General features: G+C 47.8%; 12 protein-coding genes. 2 read left to right on the top strand and 10 right to left on the bottom strand.

Features of this window, described 5'->3' with window-relative positions:
* Nucleotides 1-22 precede the first annotated feature (22 nt).
* The 10 genes from yhbY to DXC51_RS02610 all read right to left on the bottom strand — a co-directional run bounded on the left by yhbY (nucleotide 23) and on the right by DXC51_RS02610 (nucleotide 8,287).
* Entirely contained in the window at nucleotides 23-313 is a 291-nt protein-coding gene (gene yhbY, locus DXC51_RS02655) for a ribosome assembly RNA-binding protein YhbY (protein ID WP_021639135.1), read from the bottom strand.
* A gap of 21 nt (nucleotides 314-334) precedes the next feature.
* Nucleotides 335-1,624, bottom strand: a complete 1,290-nt coding sequence (obgE, locus tag DXC51_RS02650; RefSeq protein ID WP_117543620.1) for a GTPase ObgE — start codon at nucleotides 1,622-1,624, stop codon at nucleotides 335-337.
* A 102-nt stretch (nucleotides 1,625-1,726) separates the two neighbouring features.
* Nucleotides 1,727-2,011, bottom strand: coding sequence for a 50S ribosomal protein L27 (rpmA, locus tag DXC51_RS02645; RefSeq protein ID WP_021639133.1), 285 nt, complete (start codon nucleotides 2,009-2,011; stop codon nucleotides 1,727-1,729).
* Nucleotides 2,012-2,016: 5 nt separating this feature from the next.
* Nucleotides 2,017-2,346: a ribosomal-processing cysteine protease Prp gene (locus DXC51_RS02640; protein WP_102288830.1), complete on the bottom strand. Its 330-nt coding sequence runs from the start codon at nucleotides 2,344-2,346 to the stop codon at nucleotides 2,017-2,019.
* A 9-nt stretch (nucleotides 2,347-2,355) separates the two neighbouring features.
* Entirely contained in the window at nucleotides 2,356-2,661 is a 306-nt protein-coding gene (gene rplU, locus DXC51_RS02635) for a 50S ribosomal protein L21 (RefSeq protein WP_021639131.1), read from the bottom strand.
* Between the two features lie 198 nt (nucleotides 2,662-2,859).
* Nucleotides 2,860-3,507 (bottom strand): hypothetical protein, encoded by a 648-nt coding sequence (locus tag DXC51_RS02630; protein WP_147332329.1) that lies wholly within the window; start codon nucleotides 3,505-3,507, stop codon nucleotides 2,860-2,862.
* Between the two features lie 118 nt (nucleotides 3,508-3,625).
* Nucleotides 3,626-4,162, bottom strand: a complete 537-nt coding sequence (locus DXC51_RS02625) for an NUDIX hydrolase (RefSeq protein ID WP_235930567.1) — start codon at nucleotides 4,160-4,162, stop codon at nucleotides 3,626-3,628.
* Between the two features lie 74 nt (nucleotides 4,163-4,236).
* A complete protein-coding gene (locus tag DXC51_RS02620; protein ID WP_243003110.1) occupies nucleotides 4,237-5,469 on the bottom strand; it encodes a ribonuclease E/G in 1,233 nt (410 codons plus the stop codon).
* Entirely contained in the window at nucleotides 5,466-6,239 is a 774-nt protein-coding gene (locus DXC51_RS02615) for a TIGR03936 family radical SAM-associated protein (RefSeq protein WP_021639127.1), read from the bottom strand. The genes DXC51_RS02620 and DXC51_RS02615 overlap by 4 nt, the downstream gene beginning before the upstream one ends.
* On the bottom strand, nucleotides 6,236-8,287 hold the full coding sequence (locus DXC51_RS02610) for a TIGR03960 family B12-binding radical SAM protein (protein WP_117543614.1): 2,052 nt from the start codon (nucleotides 8,285-8,287) through the stop codon (nucleotides 6,236-6,238). The genes DXC51_RS02615 and DXC51_RS02610 overlap by 4 nt, the downstream gene beginning before the upstream one ends.
* A 1,151-nt stretch (nucleotides 8,288-9,438) precedes the next feature.
* Between DXC51_RS02610 and DXC51_RS02605 the strand changes: the two genes are divergently transcribed.
* Both DXC51_RS02605 and DXC51_RS02600 read left to right on the top strand, forming a co-directional pair.
* The gene (locus DXC51_RS02605) at nucleotides 9,439-9,993 is read left to right on the top strand and encodes a TetR/AcrR family transcriptional regulator (RefSeq protein ID WP_021639123.1); all 555 of its coding nucleotides are present in this window, start codon (nucleotides 9,439-9,441) and stop codon (nucleotides 9,991-9,993) included.
* Nucleotides 9,983-12,016, top strand: a complete 2,034-nt coding sequence (locus tag DXC51_RS02600) for a DHA2 family efflux MFS transporter permease subunit (RefSeq protein ID WP_117543612.1) — start codon at nucleotides 9,983-9,985, stop codon at nucleotides 12,014-12,016. The genes DXC51_RS02605 and DXC51_RS02600 overlap by 11 nt, the downstream gene beginning before the upstream one ends.
* Nucleotides 12,017-12,530: the final 514 nt, after the last annotated feature.

Genomic DNA, 12,530 nt, shown 5'->3' with positions numbered 1-12,530 from the left:
ATTCAGACAGTTTTTCCTCTTACTATTTGGGAAGCTCGATCTTTTTATGATCCTTGCTTTCCTTGTAAAGGACGATTTTTTTACCGATGACCTGAACTACCTGGGATTTTGTCCGTTCTGCCACGGTAGCGGCGATTTCGTTCGGATCATCAAAACAGTTCTTTAAAACGGCGATTTTAATCAGCTCCCGTTTGTTAAAAGCCTCCGAAATAGCTTCTGTCACTTCCGGAGTCAGGCTCCCCTTTCCAATCTGGAAAATTGGTTCCAGACTGCTGGCAAGGCTTTTGAGATAGGCTCTCTGTTTGCTTGTCATTTGTATTCCTCCCGCGCTTGCTTATTTATAGTAATCAAATTTCAATCCGTACATGCGGACCGTATCCCCCTCCTGAATTCCCAGTTCCTCCAGCTGTTCCAGTATGCCGGTTTCCTTAAGGAAATTCTGGAAGAAGGTGAAGCCCTTTTCCGAGTCCAGATTGGTATAGCCCAGCATCTTTTCGATACGGGGGCCTTCCACCACGTACTCATTTTCTTCTTCGTTATATTCCACGGTGTAGGGTTCGTTGGAATAACCGTTTTCAAATTCCGGAAAATACTCCTGTTCGAAAACGACCTGCTTTACCTCAGTCTGATCCAGCAGGCCGCTTACATAATAAAGCAGCTCCTTCAACCCTTCCCCGCTTACCGCTGAAATCGGGAAAACCCGGATCCCCTTCGGCTCAAACTCAGCCTTCAGGGCATCGATGGGATTGTTTTCTGTATCTGTTATGGCATCAATTTTATTGGCTGCGATTACCGTGGGGCGGGAAGCAATTTCCATATTATATTCTTCCAGCTCCTTATTGATGGCATAAATATCTGTGATCGGGTCACGTCCTTCGGTTCCCGCCGCATCCACCATATGAATGATAACCCTGGTTCGTTCAATGTGGCGCAGAAACTCATGGCCCAGGCCGACACCTTCCGAAGCGCCTTCAATCAGCCCCGGGATATCCGCGATGACAAAGCCCTTTGCGCCGTCCATATCCACCACGCCCAGATTAGGGATGATGGTGGTGAAATGATAATTGGCAATTTTAGGCCTGGCATTGGTAACTCTGGAAAGAAGCGTGGATTTTCCCACATTAGGAAAGCCTACCAGGCCAACGTCAGCTATCATCTTAAGCTCCAGAAGCAGTTCCAGTTCTCTGGCCGGCTGCCCCGGCTGGGCATATTTGGGAGCCTGCATGGTGCTGGTGGCATAATGCTGGTTGCCGTTGCCGCCGCGCCCCCCGGTGAGGAGAACGATTCTCCGGTTGTCACCGGACATATCGGCAATGACTTTTCCGCTTTCGGCTTCTTTGATGACAGTACCTTCCGGAACCTTAATTATGATGTCTTCGCCATCCTTGCCGCGGCAGTTGCGTTTGCCGCCTTCCTGCCCGTCTACCGCCTTATATTTGCGGACATGCCTGAAATCGGTCAGGGTGTTCAGGCCTTCGTCCACCTGGAAAATAACATCTCCGCCCCTTCCGCCGTCTCCGCCGTCAGGGCCGCCGTTCGGTACATACTTTTCTCTGCGGAAAGAAACGTGACCGTCCCCGCCTTTGCCGCTTCTGACATAAATTCTCGCTCTGTCTGCAAACATAATTAATCCTTTCAAAAAACCGCAAAATGCGGCGAACTTTACAATAAATAATAATGGAAAGGGCTTCAAACAAAAGATGTTTGAAGCCCGGCAGATACGTACTTATTTTTCTACAGGATAAACGGAAGCCTGCTTTTTGTCTCTTCCTTTTCTTTCGAATCTCAGTACACCGTCTACTAATGCGAATAAAGTATCATCGCCGCCGCGTCCTACATTAACGCCGGGATGAATCTTTGTTCCACGCTGTCTGAAAAGAATGTTTCCTGCTTTAACGAACTGTCCATCAGCTCTCTTGGCGCCTAATCTCTTGGACTCGGAGTCTCTGCCGTTCTTTGTGGAGCCAACTCCTTTTTTATGAGCAAAAAACTGAAGGTTCATTTTTAACATTGGGTCTACACCTCCTCGAATTGAAGTTTCAGGTATTTACTACCATATTGTTCTTTCACTTCCTGCAAGCCAAGCAGCATGGAATCCATAAGGAGTGCGGTCTTCTTATTAACAGGATTGGCAAATCTGACATCAATTAAACCTTCCTCTTCATTGGTAATTACTGACATCTCCTCCCCGGCTAACTGCTCGATGGAATTGATGGCGTTAATTACAAGGACGGATACGGATGCGCAGACTATATCCCTGCCTGCTGCGGCAAAACCGCTGTGGCCGATACAGGTAAACCCTGCATAGCCTCCTGTGCTTGTCTTTCTGACTAATATCTTCGTCATGATTTCTGATTAAGCGTTGATCTTTTCAATCTTAACCTGTGTGTAGGGCTGTCTGTGACCATTTTTCTTATGGTAACCGGTTTTTCTCTTATACTTGTAAACGATGACTTTCTTTCCTTTGCCTTCGCCTACTACAGTAGCAGAAACGGTAGCGTTAGCAACATCTTCGCCTACTTTAAGGCCGTTGTCACTCACTGCGATTACCTGGTCAAATGTAACAGCATCTCCTTCTGCTACGTTCAGTTTTTCAACCTTCAGAACGTCACCTTCGGAAACTTTATACTGCTTTCCACCTGTTGCAATAATTGCGTACATAGGGCACCTCCTATTTCCAAAACTCGCTAACTGCGGTGATGTCCCTGAGGACACACTTTTACCTCGTTATGCGGCATACTCATATATAATAGCATCGAGCCGGACAGGTGTCAACAAAAAATACGAAAAATTTGCCATAATTTTTTTGCCATACATCTGAAAATATCGTAACGGTTCTGATGAGAGAGCTTTCATAAATTACCCAAAATGGTAAATGGTAATCTCCTGCGCATGAAAAGTATCGCCTTCCCAGAAGCCGTTCATTATCAAGCTGCGGCCGACCTCCAGATCCGCCTGGGTTCCCGGCGTGTTTGTCGAAGTGATTCCTCCGTCAGAACTGCTGCAGATAGTGAACACGGTCTGATCATTATATTCAATATCAAGAAGCGTCTTGTCTTTAGTGGAGGAATAAGCGATCATGGATCCGTCATCCAGTGTTTCATTAAAAATCTGGTTCACCACAAAGCTGCCGGTCCCGATGGTCTCAATTTCGCCTGACAATTCGATGAGGGCATGGTCTGTGTCCGAAGCCTGTCCTTCTGTCTGCCCGCCGTTTTTGCCGGTATCATCAGCGGATGTATTTGCTGAAGCATTGCCTGAAGCAGGTGCATTACCGCTTTCCGTTATGTCTGCAGCTGACTGGCCGCTGCTTTCTGCAGCGGAAGGGGTTTCAACTTCACCGGGCCGGGAAGAAGGCGCGCCGCTCTCCTGCGTTGCCTGTGAAGGGGAGGAATTCTCCTGTCCGGATTGGGAAGAGCTGCCGCAGGCAGCCAGAACGGCCGCGCACAGAAGGGCTGCGCACAGGCACCCGGGGATTCTTTTCGTTTTTCTGTCTTGTTTTTTCATTTGCTTTTTTCCTTTCCTGTATGTAATCAGGCGGATTGCCGCCGTCAAAAAACAGGATATCAGGTTTATCTCTAAGAACCTTCTAAAGGAAACGGTAACAATACGGACGCCCGGACCGTTACCGGAAATGGGCAAAGAAATAGGCGGCGGTCTGGGAACGGGAGCTGAACTCCTCGGTTCTAAGCATGGCCTTCAGCTCTTCCCGGGTATAGAGCCCTGCGGTAATTTCTTCATTGGCAGAGGTATGGTCGGAAAAAGTTCCTTCAGCTTCCAGTATTACCATGTAGGTGCTCGTATCGGAAAAACCTACCGCAGAATAAGAGGGCGGCAGGATATCCAGGAAACGGGCGACGGTAAGGCCCGTCTCCTCATACAGCTCGCGGCGGGCGCAGTCCTCCACGCTTTCACCCTCCTGAAGCATCCCGGCGCACAGGTTATATATGGATTTATTGATGCTCATACGGAACTCCCGAAGCAGGAGCATGCGTTCCTTTTGAAAAGCAATTATCGTGACGCCGCTTGCCTTCCTGCCGATGTCCCGTGGAGAAGCAAGGCGGTTCCGGCTGACCAGTTCGAAAACTTTTTCTTTACCGCTTTTATTCAGATAGGTAAGCTCGTAATGCTTCAGATAGGCGCCTTCATGTATATTTTTCATACGGAGCAGCCGCATTGTTTTTTCCTCCAGCGAAAATGTTTGTAACCGGCAAGTCCAAAGCAGCCGGGAAAAAACTACTGTTCCAGCTGTTCTTTTAAGGGGCGGCGGATTTTCTTCCGGGTGATTTCCACCAGGCCCAGAGGGGTCATATCAATCAATGCCGTTTTTACCGGATCCCGTTTTAACTGTGCGGACAGGAATTCCAGCAGTTCCTGTCTGTCGTCAGCCTCCTCCATGTTTATGAAATCCACCAGGATAATTCCGGAAAGATTACGCAGGCGCAGCTGTCTGGCAATTTCCAGGGCCGCCTCCCGGTTGATCATGCGGAAGGTGTCACGAATGCCCTTCTTACCGCTGTATTTGCCTGAATTAACGTCGATAACCGTGAGGGCTTCCGTCGGTTCTATGACGAGATAGCCGCCGGATTTGAGCCATACACGCGTTTCTGTGGCCTCCTTAAGCTTTGCAGACAGGCCGTACAGATTGGAAAGGGATACCCGGGGGTCCTCATAAAACTGCAGCCGGGACAGTTCCTCCGGGTACTGGGTTTTCAGGAAATCAGCGGTTTCCTCATATAGTTGTCTGTCGTCCGTTATAATTGCATCAAACTGGTCGGTATAGGTATCCCTTATTTCCATAAGATAAGGACTGGCAGGACGGTACAGACAGCTGTAGCAGGTACGTTTGTCGGCAACTGACAGAAGCTGGCAGGCCAGCGCAGAAAGCTTTTGGATATCGGAAACCAGCGGTTCCTTCTCCGTCAGCTCCCCGGCGTTGGTGCGTATGATGAGGGAAGCATTTTTCAGGACTTCCGTCAATTCGTCTGCAGGGAGGAAATCCCTCAGCCGCTTTTTGACTACGGTATCCAGCTTGCCTGAAAAGACCAGCCTGCCGGGAGCTTCGGAAGGAATGAGGACCGCATAACGGCCGGAAAAGGAAAGCTCCGGGGTTACCACGGGATCCTTGGTTTTAACGGCCTCTTTTTCCACCTGGACAAGGATCTCGTCCCCGGCCAGCAGCCGTCCGTCATAGGGGCGGTTCAAAAGCCTGGGCTCCGCTCTGCCGTCCAAAGGAAGGAATGCCCGTCTGCTCTGCGTGAGATCCACAAAAGCGGCATTAATATTTTTCACCACATGGTTGATTTTCCCTACATAAATGCTGCCCAGAATGCAGGTATCGGCATCCGGGGCAGCGGGCGCACAGGCAGCCGGCTGGTAGGCATTAACCTCCGTCAGCCGGCCTTCATTGAGGAGCAGGGACAGAATATGTCTGTCCTGTCTGAGTAAAATCAGTTTGGAATCGTTCAAAAATCTTCCCCCACTTCATCCAGCGGCACGAAAACGGGAGATTCCGCCGTACCGGTGTTGGTATAGGTTTCTTCCCGGACCTGCTGAAGCGCTATGGACGGCAGTTCTTCCTCCTGCGCATAAGGCTGTCCCGCAAAGTATGGCAGCCGCTGCTGCCCGGCAAACCGCCACAGGGCGTTTATCAGCAGGGCCGGCTTGATATTGCCGCCGCTGCTGGCATCCACCAGAAATTCCAGACTGCCGTCTGCCGTTATTCTACACTCATAAATTCCGGGTCTCAGATCCATCTGAGAGGTTCCTTTTTTTGTTTCCTTGGTAACCATAATGGCCGGCTGGGCAAGAAAGTCCTCCAGACAGGAATCAAGGAAATGGAAATCAAACGCAGGATCCTTAAAGTATACAGTATATCTGGCGGCCGCCACACTGGCCATGGCATTGCCCGCATTTTCCGGCAATGCCTTCACACTGAGGATTTCAATGCCAGGAACGCTCACTTCATTCAGCCTGCGGCACATCTCTGCCGACGACATTTGCGGTTTCAGGGCATTTTCTGCGGAGTTTTTCACCTCTATGTCCATATATTCCCCATTACTGTACATTCCTACTCCCAGCGGAGAGGCAAAGCTCATTATTTGGTGTGGGCTGTAGCCTGTGGAATAGGCCACGTCAATACCGGCCCTGCGAATCGCTTTCTGGAAAAAGCGCATCACATCCAGATGGCCGATGAATTTCATGCAGCCATATTTAGCAAATTTTACACGTACCTTCATGCCTGCGCCCCTCCTTTCCCTTCCTGTGCCGGCGGCTGTGTTTCTCCCGCAATTTCGCCGGTGTCCTGATGCAGCTGGGCATATTCTGTCAGCGTGCGCGCTGAACCGTCTTCGATTTCCCCCTGCGCATTTCTTTCCTCAAAACAGATGCCTCCTTTAAAGCGGGAAGCACCGCAGCCCTGGCACTGCTGCTTACAGTTGGGGGTTACAATTCCCTCCTGGGCACGGAGCCATTCTCTCTTCAGGAATTCCTTGGAAACACCGCAGTCAAGAAAATCCCAGGGGAATATTTCATCCAGGCTCCTTTCCCTTGTGGTATAGAAACTGATATCAAGGCCGCATTCATCAAAAGCCGCAAGCCAAACCTCATTTTTGAAAAATTCACTCCAGGAATCATAAAGGCAGCCTTTTTCATAGGCCTTCAGGATAACGGAGGCAATCTTTCGGTCGCCTCTGGCAAACACACCTTCCAGAACGCTTACATCGGCTTCGTGCCAGTTGTATTTGATTCTTTTCTGGTTCAGCTGTTCCCTGATTGCCGTTTTCGTCAGATGGGCTTTTTCCAGGAATTCCTCCTTTGTGCTCATCTTCGCCCACTGGAAGGGGGTAAAGGGCTTGGGAATGAAGAACGATGTACTGGCCACAATCTGCACCTGTCCCGTTCTTTTTTCCCTGGGAACCGTCTCAAAGAAAAGCGCGGCAATTTTATTGGAAAGCTCGGCGATGCCGCGGATATCCTCTTCTGTCTCCGTGGGCAGGCCCAGCATAAAATACAGCTTCACTCTTGTCCAGCCGCCTTCAAAGGCCATGGCTGCACCCTTGAGGATTACCTCCTCCGTCAGGCCTTTATTGATAACATCCCGCAGTCGCTGGCTTCCGGCTTCCGGTGCGAAGGTCAAGCTGCTTTTTTTCACATCCTGTACCTTGCTCATGATATCAAGGGAAAAAGCGTCGATACGCAAGGAAGGCAGTGAAATATTCACCATACGTTCCCGGCAGGTATCCATAAGGAAGGTTACCAGCTCTTCCAGCCTGGAATAATCGCTGGAGCTTAAGGAGCTGAGGGAAATTTCCTCCTGCCCCGTGCTTTCCAGCATATCGATGGCATACTTCTTAAGCATGTCCACATCCCGCTCCCTCACCGGGCGGTAAAGCTGCCCGGCCTGGCAGAAACGGCAGCCTCTGATACACCCCCTCTGAATTTCCAGCGTAACCCTGTCCTGGGTGATTTTGATAAAAGGAACCACAGGCTTCCTGGGATAATAAGTATCCGTCAGATCCATCTGGATCTGCTTGAGAATCCTGGAAGGGATTCCTTCCACATTCGGGGTAAAAGAGGCGATGGTGCCGTCTTCCTTATAGCTTACATCATAAAGAGAGGGAACATACATGCCAGGAAGCTTTGCGGCCTCAATGAGAAACTCCCTGCGGCTGTTGCCGTTTTTGCGGTATTCCTTATAGAGATCCAGAAGCTGCCGGTAGATCGTCTCTCCTTCTCCAATATAGAAAATATCAAAAAAGTCTGCGATAGGCTCCGGGTTATAGGTACAGGGACCGCCGCCGATGACGATGGGGAAAGTTTCATCCCTGTCACGGGAAAGCAGCGGAATTCCCGCCAGATCCAGGATCTGCAGAATATTGGTGTAGCACATTTCATACTGGATGGTGATGCCTAAAAAATCAAAATTTCTCACAGGCTCCTGGGATTCCAGCGCGAACAGCGGGATATGCTTTTCACGCATTATTTTGTCCAGATCCACCCATGGGGAATAGACACGTTCACACCAGGTATCCTCCCAGCTGTTGAACATGTCATAGAGGATCTGAATCCCCAGGTGGGACATGCCGATTTCGTAAACATCAGGGAAACACATGGCAAAGCGGATATCTACCTTGTCTTTATCCTTCACAACCGCGTTTACCTCCCCGCCGATATAACGGGCAGGCTTCTCTATATTTAACAATATTTCATCACTTAACGCTAAATTGCCCGTGATTAACTCTCTTGTATTCGTTGAAACATTGTTTTTTGTGGTTATTTTGTTCATTCTTTTTTTCGCCTTTACTGTGCAATTAATACGATTACATTTTCTCTTTTATTTTGACTGGTTACAATTGTTATTACAATATCACTGGCTGATAAATATCATGAGAATCTGGGACAAACTGCTTTTGCTTTTCATACCATGCCCGTTTTACAATGAGTTCATCAATCACCCAGGCTGGAACAGGAACGCACCGGATACTATTTGAAGTTCTTGTTTCAACTTTCTGTGTCGTCAGAATTTCTGTTTCCGCATTGATATTACGTCCCAGCTGTCTCTTAATATATATTGCACCTGATGAAAAGTCAACATCTTATCCGCCAGGTGATAGTCTGTCATATATTGCCCTGCTATACGGATCGTATCTCTCCCCACATCAAAATTTTCATGCCGGAGACCACGAATCTCTCCTGATCTGAGTCCTGCAAAAAGGCCAGGGAGAATTCCAAAATAGCAGCCGGGATGCTCATATGATTAATTTTTTCAGCTTCTTCAGCATATTTTTGGCTTTATACCCTCCCTTCCAGTGTGTAAGAAATCGTAAAATTATTTAAATTACGGTACGTTTTACATATCTCCAACTGTCGCTTATGAAGTGTACATTATTCTCCATGTATGCATTACCTTCTAACCGCTTACAATGGAAAACTTGATAATCCGTATAAATTGTACTATATGTTTTTTTTTATGTCAAAGTCTTATGATCCGTTCATTTATCAAAGCTGGATTTGATAATCCAATTAATTCAAGAGTTATTGCTGCCCTCTCGTTAACAAAGTTTATTCCATATCCGTCTGACATAAAGGATCTGCTAATCTATTACAATGCATAATGGGTGGGTACCCTCCTTATTTACCTGAAGGGCAAATAAAAGATACCATCCAACAAAAATGCGGATATTCTTTCAATTAAAGGATTACCCGAAGAAACATTTCGGCAAAAATTCTTTCAACTGCATACATGCATTGATGAAGATGATGAACTATATAAGTCATTTATTGATACTCTGAAATGCCAGCCAGATATGGTCCCCAGTATTATCCTGCTCCGAAAATTTTATTATATATGGAAAAAGCTGAAAATCGCCCAAAAAGTTTTACATTTGTAAATTTTTTATGGCTGTGCTATACTAATGCCAGAGGTGAAGTAAAATTATGATTAAAAATACTACAAATCCCGCGGCCATCCGTTCCCGAAATGCCCTTGCCACTTCTCTGGTTTCGCTGCTTTTGGAACGCCCTTTAAAAGACATCACGATTGAGGACATCACCAGCAGCGCCGGCCTGTCCCGGCAAACCTTTTACACGAATTTCAGCCAGAAGGAGGACATTCTGGAGAACTCTTTAAACCAGCTTTTTTCCATGTTTATAAACGGTCTGCCCAAGCTGCCTGAAACGCTGGAAGAGATGCTGGCCGTCTATTTCGAATTTTGGAGCGGTCACAAAAAGTTCCTGTCCGTGCTGTTTGACAATCAGCTTTCCCACATCTTTGCCATCGACAACATTTTTCTTTTCAAAAATGAGTTTTCCTTTTATGCCAAAAAAGGAGCCAAATCACAGGATGAACTCCCATATCTGGAAAATTATCTGGCCGGCCTGACTTTTCAGCTGCTTCGCACCTGGCAGCAAAATGCCTGGAAGGAGGAAACGGAAACAATTGTGCATCTTGCCTGCCGTCTTTTGAAAGGGGATTTTTTGATTGAAAAATAAGAATATAAACAAGAAACTGATCATCGGCATCATAATCGTCGGTGCATTTATCAGTTCATTAAATCAGACTGTAATGACTGCCTCGCTGCCAAGAATTATGACAGAATTCGGCATCACCGCAAGCGTGGGACAATGGCTCACCACCGGATATCTGCTGGTAATGGGGATCATGATTCCCTGTACCGGTTATCTCATGGAACACTTTTCTTCCAGAAAATTATATCTGATCTCTGTTTCCCTGTTTTTTATCGGCTGCGCGGCCGCCGCATTTTCTCCCAACATTTATCTTCTTCTTTTGGCCCGTGTGGTGCAGGCGCTGGGGGCCGGAATCCTTCTGCCGCTTCCCCAGGTTGTGGCATTCCGGCTTTACCGGCCCGAAGAGCGCGGCACCATTATGGGCATTGTAGGGCTCACCACCGGATTTGCGCCGGCTTTTGGCCCTACTTTTGCCGGATGGATTGCGGATTCATTTGGCTGGCGGAGTATTTTCTACATTATGTGCGCCCTTGCTGCCTTGAGCATTGTATTGGGCATAGTAAAACTTCCGGAAGAAGAAAAGCATTCGGAAGGAAAGCTGGATATCCTCTCCGTAATACTGTCAACCATCGGCTTCTGCGGTCTTTTGACTGGCGTCTCCAACCAGGGAATTTACGGCTTTTTCTCACCTATAGTCTTCGGTCCTCTGGCGGTGGGGATTCTGTGTATCGTGCTTTTCTCCCTGCGGCAGCTGAAGCTTCCCTCCCCTCTTCTTGAACTGCGGATTTTCCAAAACAGGAATTTTACCCTGGGAACAGTCCTTTTGATTTTCGCCTACGGCTCCATGCTGTCGGTTTCCACACTGCTGCCCATTTATATTCAAAATCTGAGACATTATTCCGCCACCGTCTCCGGTCTGGTCATGCTGCCGGGCGCTCTTTTTCTGGCTCTCTTAAATCCCCTGTGCGGCAGGATTCTGGATAAAAGGGGGCCTTATCTACTCTCTCTTGCAGGGCTGGTGCTTCTGGGCGGCGCAACCTTCGGCCTTTCTTTTATCGGTATCGACACGCCGCTTGCAACTGTGGTCATCCTATACGCTTTCCGTACGCTGGGGGTTGTGGCTCTTCTTCAGCCGCTGCAGACCTGGGCGGTGAACTCGGTAGAATCGAAATTTATTTCCCATGGGACAGCCCTCATGAATACGGTGCGCCAGGTGGGCGGTTCCATCATCAGCGCCCTTTTGGTAACAGTCATGTCCGTTTCTGCCAGGGACAATGGGGATATGAAGGGAATTGAGACTTCTTTTCTGGTAACTTCCATTCTTGTTTTTCTCTCCCTAGCTGTCAGCGCCGTATTGATGCGCCCGAAAAAAAGTGCGGAAGAAAGCTGGGAAAAAGAATCTGCCGCCGCTTTGCCGGAAGATTCTTCCCATATTATCATCACAATTGCCCGGGAATACGGAAGCGGCGGCCGAGAGATCGGCCTGAAAGTTGCCCAGGCTTTGAAAATCCCTTTTTATGACCGGGAACTGATCGCCATGGAAGCCCGGGAATGCGGATTGTCCAGCGATTATGTGGAATCAACGGAGGAAGGCCTTTCTCTGCGGGATACCGCATGGAACTGGGCCGCTCAAAGCTATGGTGCCTTTGAGACCCATCTTTTTGCCACCGGAAATCTGAGTGAAGCGGACCGTCTCTTTCAGGCACAGCGGCAGGTCATCAGGCAGATCGCCCGGGTAGGCTCCTGCGTCATTATCGGGCGGTGCGCTGACTATATTTTAAAAGATTATCCCGGCTGCCTGCGCATCTTTATCCGCTCTGATCCGGACCAAAGGCGGCAGCGCATCCAAACCGAGTATAAAATCCCTCCCGAAAAAACAGACGCCATCATGAAGCAGAAGGACAGTGAACGGGCTTTTCATCATAAGCGTTACACCGGTCAGACCTGGGGCGCTCCCTCCAACTACCATATCGTTCTGAACAGCTCCCTTTTGGGGATTGACAGATGCGTACGGCTGATCGTGGAGAGCGTCCGGACCGTAAAATAATCTGTTTAAAAAAGGGGCTATCTATTAACTGACAGCCCCTTTCTTCGAAGGAAAGCATTAGCGGCCGTCTGTGTATACCCAAAGTAAAAAGATTATGCAACATAAAAATACTAATTATAGGAATAATTAAAAGTACCTGAAAAGTTTTATCATATATTTTTGATACCTTATCGCCAAATATTTTTGCGGCAATTAATTCACATATTAATACGAATATATCTGATATATTCTGAAAATTTTGATTTACCGGTATAACATTATCTTTTTCATTAGCAAGTTGAGAGCTCACCAAACTGCGATGCAGTTTACTTTAGAGGATAGGGGCATTGTCATATGATTTAAAAAAAGTCATTTTTCCAAATAACGTGAAAAGCTCCGTAAACCCGGAAGCTTTCAGGCAATTCTTTTTTATTTTGTTTCTTCAAATAATCTTTTGGGGTAAGCAGTATATACAATACTGATTCATACTAATCTCCATTCCGCGCGCCTTCGGGCGCGGCACAAATAGTAATGA

It is taken from the genome of Eisenbergiella massiliensis (genome assembly GCF_003435485.1).
The sequence above is the reverse complement of the archived record's forward strand: the minus strand, read 5'-3'. Positions and strand labels throughout refer to the sequence as shown.

Bases quoted from the DNA above. Each gene is read 5' to 3' on its own strand.
- yhbY (WP_021639135.1), bottom strand. From the start codon at position 313: ATGACAAGCAAACAGAGAGCCTATCTCAAAAGCCTTGCCAGCAGTCTG.
- obgE (WP_117543620.1), bottom strand. From the start codon at position 1,624: ATGTTTGCAGACAGAGCGAGAATTTATGTCAGAAGCGGCAAAGGCGGG.
- rpmA (WP_021639133.1), bottom strand. From the start codon at position 2,011: ATGTTAAAAATGAACCTTCAGTTTTTTGCTCATAAAAAAGGAGTTGGC.
- DXC51_RS02640 (WP_102288830.1), bottom strand. From the start codon at position 2,346: ATGACGAAGATATTAGTCAGAAAGACAAGCACAGGAGGCTATGCAGGG.
- rplU (WP_021639131.1), bottom strand. From the start codon at position 2,661: ATGTACGCAATTATTGCAACAGGTGGAAAGCAGTATAAAGTTTCCGAA.
- DXC51_RS02630 (WP_147332329.1), bottom strand. From the start codon at position 3,507: ATGAAAAAACAAGACAGAAAAACGAAAAGAATCCCCGGGTGCCTGTGC.
- DXC51_RS02625 (WP_235930567.1), bottom strand. From the start codon at position 4,162: ATGAAAAATATACATGAAGGCGCCTATCTGAAGCATTACGAGCTTACC.
- DXC51_RS02615 (WP_021639127.1), bottom strand. From the start codon at position 6,239: ATGAAGGTACGTGTAAAATTTGCTAAATATGGCTGCATGAAATTCATC.
- DXC51_RS02610 (WP_117543614.1), bottom strand. From the start codon at position 8,287: ATGAACAAAATAACCACAAAAAACAATGTTTCAACGAATACAAGAGAG.
- DXC51_RS02605 (WP_021639123.1), top strand. From the start codon at position 9,439: ATGATTAAAAATACTACAAATCCCGCGGCCATCCGTTCCCGAAATGCC.